Source organism: Kitasatospora sp. NPDC001539, from assembly GCF_040298565.1.
Lineage (GTDB): Bacteria > Actinomycetota > Actinomycetes > Streptomycetales > Streptomycetaceae > Kitasatospora.
Window position 1 is genome coordinate 25,942 of sequence record NZ_JBEPAK010000030.1, and the last position, 14,958, is coordinate 40,899.

Sequence of the window (14,958 nt, forward strand, 5' to 3'; positions counted from 1 at the left end):
AGGACCGGACCCCGCGATGACCACCCCCCACCGGCCCGCCCCCGGCAAGCCCAAGGCCCTGCGCCGCGACGCGGCACAGAACCGGGAGAAGCTGCTGCGGGCCGCGTGGGAGGTCTTCGCCGAACTCGGCCCCGACGCGGGAGTCGAGGAGATCGCCGGACGCGCCGGCGTCGGCATGGGCACCCTCTACCGGCGCTTCCCCACCAAGGAGTCCCTGCTCGCCGCACTCAGCGACGAGATCCTCGACTCCATCCTCGCCTGCTTCCGCCGCGCGGCCGAACAGCAGCCGGACGGCCGGGCCCTGGAACAGGCGCTCTGGGACACCGGCGCGGTACTGGCCGTCCGCCACGGCTGGCTCACCCGCCTGTGGGCGGCCATCCCCCCGGAGGCCGACGAACGCCGCGCGGAACTGCTCACCCTGGTCGACGACCTCCTCGCCCGCGCCAAGCACACCGGCCGGGTGCGCGAGGAGATCACCCGCACCGACGTCTACGCCGCCCTACTCGCGCTGCGCGTCCTCATCGACGACACCGAGGGCCAGGTGCCCGGCGTCTGGCGCCGCCACCTCGCCATCGTGCTGGCCGGCTTCCGCCCGGCCGCCGAACCCCTCGCCCACCCCGCCATCGACGACACCCTGATCCGCGCCAACACGCCTGCGCGCCAAGCGGACTGAGCACCACCGCACCCGGCGCACCCGACCCGGTGCCGACTCCGGCGGCCCCGAGCGGCCTGTGCGTTCGCGGTGGGCTCTGTGCGCTGTCGAACGCCCACCGCGAACGCATGCCTCCCGACCACCCACCTCGGACGGCCCCCGGGGCGCCGTGCGAGGACCTGATGACCCGTCGGGCGGGCCGATCGGGCCGTCATGCCCCTCGGGAATCCCCCTTACGAACCTCCAAGAGGAACCGATGAACACCACCGCGAACGAGCCGGCGCCGATCGCGCCCCCACCACGAGCCGCCCGCGCCGCCTCCTGCACGCCGACGGCGTTCGAGAAGACCGTCGGCACGCTGCCCGACCTGCCCTGGTTGCTCGGATTCCTGGCGGCGGCCGCCGTCGTACTCGGCGCCGTCCTGACCGGCTGGTGACACCGGATCAGCAGGCCGCCCGCTCCGCGCCCCGATCCCGCGGGTCGATACTGCCGGCCGGTACAACGCGGTTGCCCTCAGGACCCGTTGGTGAATACCCTCCCGCGCACATCGACCTCGGCGCGCGACCGGTGCAGTGACCGAGGAGGTCCGCCGGGTCGCCCCGGCTCCGGTCATCGGTCGGACCCGCCCCGGGCGGTACGGACGGTTCGCCGGCCGTCAGTCGGCGAGTCCGGCGTTGACGAGCGCCTTGATGTACGGGAGGTCGTTGCCCGCCCCCGTCGGGTTCAGGGAGTACTCCAGCCGGTGACGGAGATCGCGGGTGGCGAAGAACCCGTTGTCCCAGCCGGGACGGGAACCCGTCTTGCCCCAGACGTACTCGCCGTTCGGAAGCTGGTAGCGCATGAGCCCGCCGACGCTGTAGCAGGGGTCCTTGACGCAGTTGGTGTTGTCGACGCCGTTCGACACGTCGGGCACCTCGAACACCAGCTCCTGCTGGGCGGGCGGGAGCAGACGCCCCCGGAACAGCGCGGTCAGGAAGCGGTCCAGGTCGGCGGCGGTGGAGATCATGCCGCCTTCGGCCCACGGGTACGGGCTCTGCTCGGTCACGTCCTGTCCGTCGAGGTACACCTCCGCGTGGGGCGAGGGCAGCGCCGGGTCGTCGGCGGCGGGCAGGCTGGTGTGGCTCAGGTGCAGCGGCCGGATGATCCGGCGCTCCAGTTCGGCGGTGAAGGAGCGGCCGGTGACCTTCTCGACGATCAGGCCGAGGACCAGGGAGTTGAGCCCGTTGTACTGCTGTGCGGCGGGCGTTGCCGGCGGCACCTCGTCGGCCGCGGCAGCGAAGGACTCGCGCAGGAAGTCCCCGGGCGCCACGGACTTGAGCTGCCATCCGGGTCCGTCGGCCGGACCGGGGGTCCCGGCGGGCTTGGGCAGGCCGCTGGTGTGGTCGAGCAGCTGGCGCACCGTGACGCCGGCGTACGCCTCGGGCAGGACCTCGGGGACGTACCGCCGTGCCGGTGTGTCCAGTCCGATCCGGTGCTCGGCGACGAGTTGGAGCACCACCGTGTTGGTGAACACCTTGGTGACACTGCCGATCCGTAGGTACGCATCGGCGGTGACCGGGCCGGCGGTGGCGCCCACACCGTCCCTCCTGATCAGTGCGCCCGCGACGACGTCGTCGGGCAGGCGGCCGAGGATGTCCTGCACGGTGGGCGTCGCGGACATCGGGGCGCCGGAAGCAGGCCTCGCGGCGATGGCGGGTGCAGCCGCCCCCGCCGCGAGAGCAGTGGCCAGGGCGACGGTGGTGACGGCGAGACGGATGCGCATCGAGCTTCTCCTGAACGGCGCTCGTGGGACGGGTTGACCGCGCCAACTCTGCTGCGCGCAGCCGGCGCCGCCATCAGTGATCACCCTGATAATGACCCTGGACCGTCCCGTGGGTGATGCGACGCGGTACCCCCACCACATCGGTGCGGCCGCCGCGACCACCGCCCGGGAGCCCTGCCGGGGCGGACGGGGGCGGAGCGGCAGGTGGCCGTTCCTGAGTGCGGTGGTGGCGGGCGGCGCGCTCAGAGGTTCGCCGTGAAGAACGCGGTGAGCTTGTCGACGGCCGGGTCGACGTACTCCTTCCGGTCGTAGAGGTCGACGTGGCTGGCCCCCTTGATCCGGTACAGCTCCTTGGGGCCGGTGGCGCGCTGGTGGACTTCGACGGCCATCCAGTCGGTGACGGCCCTGGTGCCCACGATCTGGAGCAGCGGCCGGGGGCCGATCAGCAGGACGGCGTGGAAGGCGTCGAAGGCGGCCAGCTTGTCGATGCTGGGCCAGGCGAGGGTCCTGGCGGAACGCTCGTGCCGGCCACGGGCGGTGCAGTAGTACTCGAACCCCTCCACCGCGTGCTCGCCACCGAGTTCACGGGCCTGTTCGGCGCTCTCCGGGAAGACCGGCAGGGCGCCGGGGTCCTCTCCGCGGGCCGCCAGGGTACGGGCGTGGGCGGCCGCGTCGAGCAGGCTCAGGAAGACGGCCGGGTCCTGGGTGCCGGCAGCGCCGAGCCGGAACTGCCGGGCCACGTCGACGCCGCTGACGGTGGCGACGGCCCTGACCCGGCGGTCCCCGCCCGCCGCGGCGAGCGAGTAGCCGCCGGAGGCGCAGATGCCGAGGAGCCCGATGCGGGCGGCGTCGACGTCCTCGCGAAGGCTCAGGTAGGAGACGGCCGCCTTGAAGTCCTCGACCCGCTGGCCGGGGTCCTCCAGGCCCCGGGGCAGGCCGCCGGACTCGCCCTGGTGCGCGGCGTCGAAGGCGAGGGTGGCGAAGCCGCGCTCGGCCAGCCGCCGCGCGTACAGGCCGGAGGACTGCTCCTTGACACTGGTGCCGGGGTGGCCGACCACGAGGGCGGGCCACGGGCCGGCCGCCGCCGGGGCGTCGGGCGTGTGGAGGTGGGCGGCGATGTCGATGCCGGCGCTGTCGAAGGTCACGCTCATGCGGGCCATGGAAGGTCTCCTGGTGGGGCGGAAGGCTGTGGCGGAAGGCGGTGCCGGACGGGTGGGCGGGAGGGGGGTACCGGACGGGTGGGCCGCCGGTGTGCGTGCCCGTGCGAAGGCGCTCCGGGTCGTACTCACCCTGGTGCGGACCGCGGGATCGCCGCATCAGTCAGTTGACCGTCGAACGCGACCTGGTTCCGCCCGTGCTGGTCCCCCGGGCGGACTTGGGTGCGTGCGGCGCCCGTCCGGATCGACCGTCATCTGACGGATCTCCCCTGGCCGCCATGGCGGCAGGGTGAAGGCGCCGAAACCCCTGCCGCCCGAGAGGGCCGGGCCAGGGGGCGCACACCGCGCGTCGGCCGGGCTGATCACACTTCCGCGGAAGGACTCCCCCATGGCAGGCAGCAACATCAGCAGGCGTCGGTTCTCCACCGTGGCGATCCGGGCCGCCGCCGTCCTCGCGGTGGGCGCCACGGTGGTCGGCGGCACCGCGAGCGCGCCCGCGCCGGCCGCCGGCACGGCCGGCGCTAAGCCGACGATCGTCCTGGAGCACGGCGCGTTCGCCGACGCGTCCAGCTGGAACGCGGTGATCAAGCGGCTGCAGGCGGACGGGTACCCGGTCGTGGCCCCCGCCGACCCGCTTCGCGGGCCCGCCTACGACGCGGCCTCGCTGCGCGGCCTGACCGGCCACCTCCCGGGGCCGAAGATCCTGGTGGGCCACTCCTACGGGGGCTCGGTCATCAGCACGGCCGGCGCGGACGACCCCGAGGTCAAGGCCCTGGTGTACGTGGCCGCCTTCCTGCCGGCCCCCGGGGAGACGGCGCTGGAGCTGACGGGCAGGTACCCCGGGTCGACGCTGGCGGGCGCCCTGGACCCGGTGACCTACCCGGGCCCGGACGGCACGAGCACCACGGACCTGTACATCCGGACGGACGCGTTCCGTCACCAGTTCGCCGCCGATGTGCCGGCCGGCCAGGCGGCGCTGATGGCCGCCACCCAGCGCCCGATCGCCCAGCGCGCCCTGGAGGAACCGGCGACGGTCGCCGCCTGGCAGCAGAAGCCGAGCTGGGACGTCGTCACGACCGAGGACCTCAACATCCCCGCGGCGGCCCAGCTCTTCATGGCCCGGCGGGCCAACGCCCACGTCACCGAGGTGGCGGCCTCCCACTCGGTCGCCGTGGCTCGTCCGGAGGTCGTGGTCCGGGTGATCGAGGAGGCCGCGCGGGCGACCCGTTGACACTGCCGGGGGCGCGTCGGTCCGGGGCGGGCGCACCTTGACGCCAAGTCAACTCGCGACCGCGTTCATAACCGCTCGAACCGGTTACTCCGATCCGACGGATCACCAGAGTGCGGCCCCGATCGACGCACACCCGCCACCTCGCCAGACCCGGAAAGGCATACCGGCCGCGCCGGCGTGCGCCCCTCCGAGCCACTCGAGGCGAGCGCCGCCATGCAGCACACATCGGCTCTGTTCCAAGCGAGTTGGCGATACATCAAGGGCCCTGCGGCGGGCATCCGAGGCAGCGACAGCAGACACCCGCGAACGTCTCGCCCGCCGGTCGCGCGCCGAACGCAGGGTTGACGCCCCACAAGAGGCCCAACCATAATCGTCACCGGTTCAACCGGTTATTCCTCAGGGCCGCCTCACGGCCCCGGACACAGGGAGACAGACCAATGGGAGTCAGCTACACCGGAGTGGTCACCGTCATGGGAGAGGGTCGCAACGGAGGCCAGGTCGCCGCGAGTGACGGACTCCTCGCCACCCCGCTCGCCATCCCGAAGGAACTCGGCGGCGCCGGCGGGGCGACGAACCCGGAGCAGTTGTTCGCCGCCGGCTGGGGGGCATGCTTCCTGGGGGCCGTGCGCCGGGCCGCCGCCGCACGGAAGGTCCGGCTCACGAGCACCGCCATCACCGTCGAGGTGACACTGACCCACGGCGACGACGGCGAGTTCGGCCTGGGCGCGGTCCTCAACCTCGAACTCGGCGGTGTGGAGCAGGAGATGGCCGTGGAGCTGGGCGACGCGGCACACCAGCTGTGCCCGTACTCCAAGGCGACGCGCGGAAACATCCCGGTCACCGTCAACGCCACCGCGCTGGCCGGCTGACCCGCTCACGAGCCCCAGCCCGGGCCGCCCGGGTCCCCGCGCCACCCAGGCCGTGCCGGGGCCGGCCGGCCTCAGCGGCGGGCCGGCCCCGGCGAGGTGCTCACGACGCGGCCCCGCTGTGCTGGCGGGCGCGGTAGGTGGCGGCCTTGACCCGGTTCCCGCAGGTCCTCATCGCGCACCACTCGCGCCGGTGGCCGCGCGAGCGGTCGAGGTAGACCTGGGTGCACTCGGGTCGGGCGCACTCCCGCAGGAGGGCCGCCTCGTCTCCGCCGATGATCTCGACGGTCTCCCGGGCCAGGGCCGCGAGCCCTTGGGCCACGCTTCCGGTCCTGGTGGCGCCGTCGGTGTGCAGGCGCAGCGTCACCGGCAGCCCGGCGGCGTGCTTGTTCACCTCGGCGACGGCCCGCGGCGGCAGCGGCTCGCCGTCGAGGCGGGCGACGACGAGCGAGTAGATCGACTCGCGCAGGTCCACGGCGATGGCGAGGTCGGTCTCGTCGGCACCGGGCGCGGCGTCGAGCATGCCCGCCTCGACGAACCACGCGTCGAGCTGGTCCGGGGTCGCCAGCTTCTCCGTCGGGGCGGCCCTGCGCCGTGCGCGCAGGGTCCCGACGAAGTCGAGAGGCAGGGTCCCGCAGGGAAAGGCGTGGATCACATCACCAGTTTGACAAGTTATGGGTGAGCACGCAATGCCCGCCCCTCGGACGCACCTTCCCGCCGACGCTTCGGACGACGGGCCCCACTCACAGCCCCCGTACGGCCTCGCCATCACCTCGCCGACCCGTCGTCAGCGCACCGTCACCCTCCAAGCCGGTCACGGGCCAGCCGCTGGGCCCCACCGGCACCCCACACTGCCCCGGGTGCTGACCGTCATATGACCGATGTCCCGGCCCTCCGGTGGGCGGAAGAGTGCGGGGCGGCGAACCGTGTGCACCGGCCCGCCACCGGCTCCGCCCGACGCCCTGACGCTCTGCGCCCTTGTGCTCGGAGCCCTTGTGCTCTGTGCCCTTGTGCTCCGGGTGGAGCCACCCGGCGACAGCCGCCCCGTGCACCTGGGTACGCCCCGACCGGCCCCTGTCCCGCGCAGGGGACGCATCCGCTTCTCTCGGAAGGCATCACATGATCGACAGGCGCAATTTCAACAAGGCTCTGGGGCTGGGTGCCGGGGCCGCCGCGCTCTCGCTGACCGGCCTGCAGGGGGTTTCGGACGCCGCGCCCGTCCCGGGCCGCTCCGGAAAGGCCCCGGCCGTGCCCGCCGTCACCCCGGGCAGCCACACGACCTTCCCGCCCCTGAAGCAGGTGGAGGCCGGGCTGCTGAACGTCGGGTACGCCGAACTCGGCCCCGCGCACGGGCCGGTGGTCCTGTGCCTGCACGGCTGGCCGTACGACATCCACAGCTACGTCGACGTCGCCCCGCTCCTCGCCGATCTCGGGTACCGCGTGATCGTCCCCTACCTGCGCGGCCACGGCACCACCCGGTTCCTGTCGCCCCGGACGGTCCGCAACGGCCAGCAGTCCGCCATCGCCCTGGACGTCATCGCCCTGCTGGACGCCCTGCGGATCGACCGCGCGGTCGTGGCCGGCTTCGACTGGGGCTCCCGGACCGGCGACATCCTCGCGGCCCTCTGGCCGGCGCGGGTGAAGGCCCTGGTCTCGGTGAGCGGCTACCTCATCACCAACCGCGAGGCGCAGCTGGAGCCGATCTCGGCAGCCGCCGAGCACACCTGGTGGTACCAGTACTACTTCGCCACCGAGCGCGGCCGGAAGGCCATGGAGGACCGGAAGCTCCGGCGCGATCTGACCCGCCTGGTCTGGCAGTTGGTCTCCCCCACCTGGAAGTTCGACGACGCGACCTTCGAGCGCACGGCGGCCGCCTTCGACAACCCGGACTACGCCGCGATCGTCATCCACAACTACCGCTGGCGGCTCAGCCTCGCCGAGGGGGAACGCCGCTACGACCGCTACGAGGAGCGGCTGGCCCGCAAGCCCGTCATCACCGTGCCGACCATCACCCTGGACCCGGCGCTGGACCCGTTCACCGCTCCCGGCGACGGCTCCTCCTACCGGGCCATGTTCACCGGGGCGTACGAGCACCGGATGCTCGCCGGCGTCGGCCACAACCTGCCGCAGGAGGCTCCGACAGCGTTCGCCCAGGCGGTCGTGGACGTGGACCACTTCTGAGCGGAACAGCGGGACAGCGGGACAGCGGGACAGCGGGACAGCGGGACAGCGGGACAGCGGGACAGCGGAACCGTCGACGGGGTCCGGCCACGGCCGGACCCCCTCGCCCTTTCTCCGCCGAGAGCCGCGGCCTGCCCACTCATGACAAGGGCGGGCAGGCCGCGGCGGGTTCGGGCGGGTCAGTTCCGGGTGGCGGCGGCGGGGCCGCAGCGGAAGCCGGCGTCGCCGGTGTCGCCGCCCTGGCCCTCGCCCTGGCCCTGGCCCTGGCCCTGGCCCTGGAACCGGGCGACGGAGGGGTACGGGCAGACGTTCCGGCTGACCGCCTGGCCGTAGGCGTTGGTCACGGTGGCGGGCAGCGTCCGTGGGGCCTTGCCGTGCTCGACCCAGGCCGTCAGCGCGGCGAGGTCGTCGGTCCCGCTCAGACCGCAGTGCACGGCGCCGGGCACGAGGAAGAGGCGGTAGAAGTCATCGACCTTCTGGGCCCCGCCCATCCGCCGCTCGACCTGCTGGCGGTACCGGACGGTGCCCTCGGCGGGGATGAACTGGTCGGCGAGGCCGTGCCAGGTGAGGAGCTTGCCACCGGCCTTGCGGAACCCGGAGAGGCCGGGGTCGTCAGTGCCGATGATCCGGTCGTACTCGGCCTGGGACTGCCTGAACAGCTGGGCGAACCGCTCGTAGGTGATGGCCGGGACGTCCGCGACGGGCTGCTTCTGCACCCACGACGTCACCCACGCGGCCGGCACCGGGAAGGGCGCGCCCACCCGCCGGCCGCTGTCGTCGACGGTGGTGCCCGCGAGGGCGCTCAGGTCGGCGCCGACCGGGACGCCGGACCACAGCTTCCTCCCCGCCGGGGTGCGCGGCCCGTCCCAGATCCGGCGCACCACCTCCGCGTCGGCCGCGGTGATGGTCAGCTGCCGGCCCTCGCACTCGACGGTGCTGCCGACCAGTCGGCGCGGGTCGTAGCCGCACGCGCCCGGATCGGCCAACAGGCCGTCCGCGGAACCGTCCTGCGCGTCGCAAGCGCGGACGGCGGCTTCGGTGAAGGCCTTGAACTCGCACCCGGTCGGGTAGGTCCCCTCCTCGTTCATCACCACCTGCGGCCACAGGGTGGCGACCTCGAACTCGTCCCAGTTGACGGCGGGCGCGTTGGCGAGGATGCCGTCGTAGTCGTCCGGGTACTGCTGGGCCTCCGCGTAGCCCTGGCGTCCGCCGGTCGAGCAGCCGTTGAAGTAGGAGTAGGAGGCGGCGCGGGCGTAGTGGCCGACGATGACCTCCTTGGCGACGACCGCCGCCTCGTGTTCGGACCGGGACGCGAAGTTCTCCAGCAGCGCGGTGTCGACCCGGCCGTCGCCCCTCAACGCCCACCGGGTGTCGAGGTACGAGCTGACGCCCGCGTCGGTGGTCGCGGCGGCGTAGCCGCTCTTGACCGCCGCCGCGAGGCCCGTGCCGTAGTCGCCGGCCGCGTAGGCGCTGCCGCCGACCGTCTGCAACCGGCCGTTCCACTTCTGCGCCGGCAGCCAGACCCGCACCTTGGCGTGCTCGCCCTGGCCGGGGTGGGTGAGGGTCACCGTGATGTCGCAGAACGCCGGTACGTCGGGGACGTGGTTCTCGCCCAGCGGGAACACCGCGGGGACGTCCACCGTGCCCGCGGCGTGCGCGACCGCGGTGACGCTCTCCACCTGGGTGCCGGGCGGGGCCTTCAGCGCGGGGGCGGTGCAGCTGTACGGGGCGGCGGCGGAGCCGCCCGCTGCCGCCGAGGCGCTCGGCGCGGACAGCGCGGCGGCCAGGGGCACCGCGGCCGTGAGTACTGTCACCAGTCTTTTCATCAAGTGCCTTTCTTGGATGTGAGGTTGGATCGCTCCGGCAGGGGCGCGCTACGGCGTGCGCGGGGTGTTCCGCTTTTTCGGGGAGGGCGGCAGGCCCACGGACCGGCGGACCGGCGGACCGGCGTCGGCCGCCATCCATGGCCGGGTCCGCCCGCCCTCCCGTGGGCCGACGGGACCAACAGTGCCCGGCGTGGCAGCCCGGCACATCAGTCAGTTGACGGCGGATCACCACCTTCCTGGGCCGCTCCGCGCCCGAACGGCGGGACGGGAGTGGCGGTGGCGGAACCTGACGGTCGGCGCGGCTGCGCCGCAGGCCGCGGCCGTCGGCCGGGCGAAGGTCGCCGACGTGCGCGCCCGGCCCGCGTTGCTTAGGTCATTCGACGGTCCACCGTGCACAGCGCATAACCGATCTAGACGGTTATCCATGGCGACGCCAGATCGCCTCATCCTGGCCAAGCACCAGCAATCAGCCGACGCATGAACCGAAGCAGCGCCGCCCCACAAGACGACGACGCCCAAGAGGCGCTTTCCATAACCGTTCCAACAGGTTATTCTCATGCCGTAGGCGACACGGCCCCGCTCCCGACGCGAAGCTCGCCGGGAGCACGCCGCACTGCGCCTGCGCACCCCGTCCACAGCACGACCACGTGCGGGAGGTACCCGATGAAACCTCGCAAGGACACGTCCGCCCCGGCTCCCGAGCCCGGACGGGACCGCTTCCGCGAGCTGCCCGAGCGGATCCGACCGGAGAGCACGTTCGTCTCCGTGCCGACATCGACGGTCGATCCCGGGCAGGGCGGGTTCAGCCACGACGACTGGCTGACCCGGAACACCTGGTGCGGCAGCCTGATCTGAAAAGCCCACGGCAGCCCACGGCGGCCCGCGCCAACCCACAGCGCCGCGACCGGCGACGCCGCGCCACCCCCGGCCCGACCGGCCACGGCAGGCCCGACCGCCCACGGCCGCCGCCATGGGGCGACGCCTCCGCGACCGGGCTCACCGCCCGGCGCGGTGCGAGCTCATTCCGCCAGGGCGGCGGCGATGCGGCGGACCGTCTCGCGACGCCGCTCCCGGTCGGCGAGGCCCACCACCGCCAGCACCTCCGGGTTGGCCGCGGCCCACAGCATCGCGAGGTGGACGAGCAGGGCGAACAGGACCTCGGGCTCGAAGCGGTCGGAGACCAGTCCCCTGGCCTGCGCCGCGGCGATCGCGGCACTCCTGGAACGCACCTCGGCGACCCCGAGCTCGTTGAGCGCGTCGCCGCGCTCCAGGCGCTGCCAGGTGATGATCCGGGGGATGTCCGGGTACTCGGCGTAGAGGTCGCTCAGGCCGGCCGCGAACCCGGGCAGGTCGTCCACGTCGACCTGCACGCCCGTGACGATCTGTTCGACCAGCTCGTTCCAGACCGCGTCGAACAGTCCAGCCTTGTTCCCGAAGTAGTGGTAGATCTGCGCCTTGTTGCTCCGGGCGGCGGCGGCGATGCGGTCGACGCGGGAGCCGTTCAGGCCGTGCGCGGCGAACTCGGCGCGCCCGGCCGCGATGAGTCTGCGCCTCGTTGCTTCGGCGTCACGCTCCATGCGTCCAGCTCCTAACTAACCGTTTACTTGACAGGTCCACTTTCACACAGTGTAATCAACTAACCATCCAGTTGAACCGGCTGGGTCAGCGGTACCTCGGGGTAGGGGGAGGAAACCGGGCATGGAACCGGGCATGGTGATGGTCGGTCGGGACGACGAGCGGGCGCGGCTGTCCGCGTTCGTCCGGGTCCCCGACGGACAGGCCCTGGTGCTCAGGGGGGAGGCTGGAGTCGGCAAGAGCGCCCTGCTCGACCTGGCGGCCCGGCTCGCGGCCGCGGACGGTCACCTGGTGATCCGCGCCACCGGGGTCGAGGCGGAGACGGAGCTGCCCTACGCCGGGCTGCACCAGCTCCTCTACCCGCTGCTCGCGGACGGCGGCCAGCCCGGCCGGAGACAGCCGAACGCCGTCGTCCGCACGGCGTTCGACGCCGTGACCAGCCGGGTGGACGCCCCGCCGCCGTCCGTCATGGCCCTCGGCATCGCCGTGCTCGACCTGCTGTCCTCGACGGCGTCCAAGCGGCCCCTGCTGCTCGTCCTCGACGACGGCCAGTGGCTGGACGACGCGAGCGCCGACGTCTGCGGGTTCATCGGCCGCCGACTGGCCGGCAGCCCCGGCGTCAAACTCCTGGTCGCCGTGCGCAGCGACATCGCCTCGCGGTTCGACACCGCGGCGCTGCCGGAGGTGCCGGTCGGCGCGCTGGCGGACGCGGACGCCACCTGCCTGCTGGACCGTCACCACCCCCACCTGGGCAAGCAGGTGCGCGCGCTCGTGCTGGACACGGCCCGCGGAAACCCCCTGGCCCTGCTGGAGCTGCCCACCCACCTCGCCTCCCGCCCCGGCGACCGCGCGCCGGAGGACCTCCTCGGCCCGGACGCCGTACCGCTGCCCCGGCGGATCCAGGAGATCTACGCCACCCGTCTCGCCCGCCTCGACCACACCGTCCGGGCGCAGCTGCTCACGGGTGCCCTCGACGGCGCGACGGCCAGGTCGGGCGACGGCCCGGCCCCGGCCGTGCGGTACCGCATGCGCGGCGTCGACGAAGCGGTCGCGTGCGGTCTGCTGGTCGTCGAGCCGGCCACCGGCGAACTCGCCTTCCGGCACCCGCTCGTGCGCTCGAGCGTCGTCCAGCTGTCCACGCCCGACCAACGCCGCGCCGCGCACCGGGTGTTGGCGCAGGTCCACCAGGAGCACCCGGAGCGGCGCGCCATCCACCTGGCGGCCGCCACCCTCGACCCCGACGAGGACGTCGCCGCCGTCCTGGAAGCCGCCGCCCGGTCCGCGACCCGGCGCGGCGGGGCGCACGTGGCCGTGTCCTGGCTGACCCGCGCCGCCGAGCTGAGCGAGAACCGCGCCGAGCGCTCCAGGCGGCTCGCTGACGCGGCGTACGTCGCCGGGCAGGCCGACCGGCTCGACCAGGCCCACAGCCTCGCGCTCGCCGCCGCGCCCGGAGAGGGCGACAACCCCGCTGCGGTCCTCGCCAACGCCTACCTCGCGCTCTACCAGAACGGCGACGTGCGGGCCACGCACCGCCAGGTCGCGGCGGCGGTGGAGCGGCTGCGCGACGGCGGGACGGACCGGAACGGCCCGACCGGAGCCGGAAGCGGCCCGGACCAGCACGACGCGGACCACCACGCCCCGGACCGGAGCGACGAGCACCGGAGCGACGAGGCCCATCACGCCCCGGACCGGAGCGACGCGGACCAGCACGCCCCGGGCCGGAACGACGAGGTGCTCGACCGGCTGGTGAGCCTCCTGCTCGCCGTCAGCCAGTTCGCCGGGAGCCGTGCCGCGTGGCAGCGCACCCACGAGATCCTCGCCTCCCTCGGCGGCCTCGCCACCGAACGGGCCTGGATGTACGCCCACACGTGGAGCGACGTGGTCCGGCATGGCGCCGGCTGGTCCGAGAAGGTGGAGCGGGCCTCGGCGGACCTGGAGAACCAGGATCCGTGGGACGTCGCGCGCCTGGCCGTGTCCGCCTACCACCTCGACGTCCTGAGCCCGCTGCGGCCGTACCTGGAGCGCGTCGTGGACCGTGAACTGGACACCGGCGCGACGTCCAGCGGCATCGTCATGCTGCACCTGATCATGCTCGACCAGCTGGCGCTCGGCCAGTGGGACGCCGCGGAACGCACCGGGCAGCGTGCCCTGACCCTGGCGGTGGAGCCCGGCAACCACTTGTTCGCGTACCAGACACGGGCCTACCTGGCCCAGCTCGCGGCCGTGCGCGGTCGGGTGGAGGAGGCACGCGACCTCCAGGCCGCCGTCGACGCGTGGGCCCGTCCGCGCGGTGTCGGGTTCCTGACCCAGCTCGCGGAGGCCGTCGGCGCGACCACCGCCCTCAGCGCGGGCGACTACGAGACCGCCTTCCTCTACGCCATCGGCATCACCGCTCCGGGAGCGTTCCGGCCCTACACCCACCAGGCGTCGCGGACCCTCCTCGACCTCGTCGAGGCGGCCCTGCACACCGGACGTGCCGAGCAGGCCCGGGTCCACGCGCTCGCCGCACGGGACGCCGGCCTGCCCGAGATCTCCCCGCGCCTGGCCCTGATCACCCACGGGGCCCTGGCGGTCACGGCCGACGACGAGGAGGAGGCCGCGCGCATGTACGCACGCGCCGAGTCCCACCCGGCCGCCGAACGGTTCCCGTTCGAACTGGCCCGGATCCGGCTGGCGTACGGGATCCGCGTGCGCCGCACCCGCGGCGGCGCGGCGGCCCGCACCTCCCTCGCCCTGGCGGCCGAGGCGCTCACCAGGCTCGGCGCCACTGCGTGGGCCGAGCAGGCGCAGGCCGAGCTGAGGGCCGCCGGGGTCGCACCCCAGTCCCCGGCCCCCACCGGGGTGCCGCTGACGTGGCAGGAGCGGCGGGTCGCCGAACTGGCCGCCGGCGGCCTGACCAACAAGGAGATCGGCGAACAGATCCGCCTCTCCCCCCGCACGGTCAGCGCCCACCTCTACCGCGCCTTCCCCAAGCTCGGCATCACCACCCGCGCCGCGCTCCGCGACGCCCTGACCCGGATCGACCACCACTCCGCCGCGCCCTGACCGGGGCCCGGTGGACCTCTCCCCGCCCGGGCCCTCGACGACCGGTGCCGGTGCGCCGCGCCCGGTACGGCACGGTCGGCAGCCGCCCGATCCACCCGGACGGCGCGGCGCGTGCGACCGGCGCCGAGGGCGGGTCACCGGGGCCCGTCGGTCCGGCGCAGGTGGTGGCTCACGTCGCCGACCAGGGTGATGCGGACCCGGCGTTCCGCGAACTGCCACCGGCCGTCCCGGCGTTCGAAGCGGTCGTGGTAGCGGCCGGCGGCGACGGGCTGCAGGGGGAAGCCGGGCAGCGCCTGAAGGACGGTCACGTACGAGCGTGCGGCCGCCGTGCCCGCCCGCTCGTCGACCTCGACGGCGATGTTGGTGGTGACGTGATGCGTGCGCGGTGTGCCGTCGGCATGGACGACCAGGGTGTCCCGGAACATCCGCTCGATCGCCCCGGCCCCGCGCACGGGCTCGCCCCCGCCGGTGAAGGTGGCGTCGGCGAGGAGGGCGCCGAGGCCCGCGAAGTCGCCGTCGTCGACGAGTTCGGCGTAGCGGGCGATCAGGTTCTCGATGGCGCGGTGGCTCGCCGCCGGATCGGTGGACGGTTCGGTGGATGCGGGCACGGGCTCTCCCGGGTGGGACGGATGTGGTGCGGAGCGGGTCCGACGACGGACCCGC

13 protein-coding genes are annotated in these 14,958 nt (G+C 73.8%); 7 read left to right on the forward strand and 6 right to left on the reverse strand.

The genetic code is table 11. From position 1 onward, the window contains the following. Positions 1 to 16: 16 nt before the first annotated feature. Positions 17 to 673, forward strand: a complete 657-nt coding sequence (locus tag ABT247_RS08160; RefSeq protein ID WP_350739793.1) for a TetR/AcrR family transcriptional regulator — start codon at positions 17 to 19, stop codon at positions 671 to 673. 235 nt (positions 674 to 908) lie between these two features. Then, positions 909 to 1,088, forward strand: a complete 180-nt coding sequence (locus tag ABT247_RS08165; RefSeq protein WP_350739796.1) for a hypothetical protein — start codon at positions 909 to 911, stop codon at positions 1,086 to 1,088. Positions 1,089 to 1,307: 219 nt separating this feature from the next. Here ABT247_RS08165 and ABT247_RS08170 read toward each other — a convergent pair whose 3' ends face one another. Both ABT247_RS08170 and ABT247_RS08175 read right to left on the reverse strand, forming a co-directional pair. Beyond that, positions 1,308 to 2,414 carry a serine hydrolase domain-containing protein gene (locus tag ABT247_RS08170; protein WP_350739799.1) on the reverse strand — a complete coding sequence of 369 codons (1,107 nt, stop codon included), beginning with the start codon at positions 2,412 to 2,414 and terminating at the stop codon, positions 1,308 to 1,310. Positions 2,415 to 2,656: 242 nt separating this feature from the next. Then, positions 2,657 to 3,574 (reverse strand): alpha/beta hydrolase, encoded by a 918-nt coding sequence (locus ABT247_RS08175; RefSeq protein WP_350739802.1) that lies wholly within the window; start codon positions 3,572 to 3,574, stop codon positions 2,657 to 2,659. 385 nt (positions 3,575 to 3,959) lie between these two features. Between ABT247_RS08175 and ABT247_RS08180 the strand changes: the two genes are divergently transcribed. Continuing rightward, on the forward strand, positions 3,960 to 4,802 hold the full coding sequence (locus ABT247_RS08180; RefSeq protein ID WP_350739805.1) for an alpha/beta fold hydrolase: 843 nt from the start codon (positions 3,960 to 3,962) through the stop codon (positions 4,800 to 4,802). 437 nt (positions 4,803 to 5,239) lie between these two features. Further along, positions 5,240 to 5,671 (forward strand): Ohr family peroxiredoxin, encoded by a 432-nt coding sequence (locus ABT247_RS08185; RefSeq protein ID WP_350739808.1) that lies wholly within the window; start codon positions 5,240 to 5,242, stop codon positions 5,669 to 5,671. 100 nt (positions 5,672 to 5,771) lie between these two features. Here ABT247_RS08185 and ABT247_RS08190 read toward each other — a convergent pair whose 3' ends face one another. After that, positions 5,772 to 6,323: a CGNR zinc finger domain-containing protein gene (locus tag ABT247_RS08190; protein WP_350739811.1), complete on the reverse strand. Its 552-nt coding sequence runs from the start codon at positions 6,321 to 6,323 to the stop codon at positions 5,772 to 5,774. A 464-nt stretch (positions 6,324 to 6,787) separates the two neighbouring features. Here ABT247_RS08190 and ABT247_RS08195 point away from each other — a divergent pair, with 464 nt between their 5' ends. Further along, complete coding sequence (locus tag ABT247_RS08195; RefSeq protein ID WP_350739814.1) at positions 6,788 to 7,849, forward strand: alpha/beta fold hydrolase; 1,062 nt, start codon at positions 6,788 to 6,790, stop codon at positions 7,847 to 7,849. Positions 7,850 to 8,028: 179 nt separating this feature from the next. Here the strand turns inward: ABT247_RS08195 and ABT247_RS08200 are convergent, their stop codons facing one another. Further along, positions 8,029 to 9,675: a DUF6351 family protein gene (locus ABT247_RS08200; RefSeq protein ID WP_350739817.1), complete on the reverse strand. Its 1,647-nt coding sequence runs from the start codon at positions 9,673 to 9,675 to the stop codon at positions 8,029 to 8,031. A 663-nt stretch (positions 9,676 to 10,338) separates the two neighbouring features. Here ABT247_RS08200 and ABT247_RS08205 point away from each other — a divergent pair. Further along, positions 10,339 to 10,530 (forward strand): hypothetical protein, encoded by a 192-nt coding sequence (locus ABT247_RS08205; protein WP_350739820.1) that lies wholly within the window; start codon positions 10,339 to 10,341, stop codon positions 10,528 to 10,530. Positions 10,531 to 10,694: 164 nt separating this feature from the next. On the opposite strand, the gene ABT247_RS08210 is transcribed toward ABT247_RS08205, so the two are convergent. After that, on the reverse strand, positions 10,695 to 11,252 hold the full coding sequence (locus ABT247_RS08210) for a TetR/AcrR family transcriptional regulator (protein WP_350739823.1): 558 nt from the start codon (positions 11,250 to 11,252) through the stop codon (positions 10,695 to 10,697). A 121-nt stretch (positions 11,253 to 11,373) separates the two neighbouring features. Between ABT247_RS08210 and ABT247_RS08215 the strand changes: the two genes are divergently transcribed. Next, positions 11,374 to 14,295 (forward strand): helix-turn-helix transcriptional regulator, encoded by a 2,922-nt coding sequence (locus tag ABT247_RS08215; RefSeq protein ID WP_350739825.1) that lies wholly within the window; start codon positions 11,374 to 11,376, stop codon positions 14,293 to 14,295. Positions 14,296 to 14,429: 134 nt separating this feature from the next. On the opposite strand, the gene ABT247_RS08220 is transcribed toward ABT247_RS08215, so the two are convergent. After that, a complete protein-coding gene (locus ABT247_RS08220; RefSeq protein WP_350739828.1) occupies positions 14,430 to 14,903 on the reverse strand; it encodes a nuclear transport factor 2 family protein in 474 nt (157 codons plus the stop codon). Positions 14,904 to 14,958 lie beyond the last annotated feature (55 nt).

What these genes read in the sequence shown, in the direction of transcription:
- ABT247_RS08160 (WP_350739793.1), top strand. Translation starts at nt 17, where the DNA reads ATGACCACCCCCCACCGGCCCGCCCCCGGCAAGCCCAAGGCCCTGCGC.
- ABT247_RS08165 (WP_350739796.1), top strand. Translation starts at nt 909, where the DNA reads ATGAACACCACCGCGAACGAGCCGGCGCCGATCGCGCCCCCACCACGA.
- ABT247_RS08170 (WP_350739799.1), bottom strand. Translation starts at nt 2,414, where the DNA reads ATGCGCATCCGTCTCGCCGTCACCACCGTCGCCCTGGCCACTGCTCTC.
- ABT247_RS08175 (WP_350739802.1), bottom strand. Translation starts at nt 3,574, where the DNA reads ATGGCCCGCATGAGCGTGACCTTCGACAGCGCCGGCATCGACATCGCC.
- ABT247_RS08180 (WP_350739805.1), top strand. Translation starts at nt 3,960, where the DNA reads ATGGCAGGCAGCAACATCAGCAGGCGTCGGTTCTCCACCGTGGCGATC.
- ABT247_RS08185 (WP_350739808.1), top strand. Translation starts at nt 5,240, where the DNA reads ATGGGAGTCAGCTACACCGGAGTGGTCACCGTCATGGGAGAGGGTCGC.
- ABT247_RS08195 (WP_350739814.1), top strand. Translation starts at nt 6,788, where the DNA reads ATGATCGACAGGCGCAATTTCAACAAGGCTCTGGGGCTGGGTGCCGGG.
- ABT247_RS08200 (WP_350739817.1), bottom strand. Translation starts at nt 9,675, where the DNA reads ATGAAAAGACTGGTGACAGTACTCACGGCCGCGGTGCCCCTGGCCGCC.
- ABT247_RS08205 (WP_350739820.1), top strand. Translation starts at nt 10,339, where the DNA reads ATGAAACCTCGCAAGGACACGTCCGCCCCGGCTCCCGAGCCCGGACGG.
- ABT247_RS08210 (WP_350739823.1), bottom strand. Translation starts at nt 11,252, where the DNA reads ATGGAGCGTGACGCCGAAGCAACGAGGCGCAGACTCATCGCGGCCGGG.
- ABT247_RS08215 (WP_350739825.1), top strand. Translation starts at nt 11,374, where the DNA reads ATGGAACCGGGCATGGTGATGGTCGGTCGGGACGACGAGCGGGCGCGG.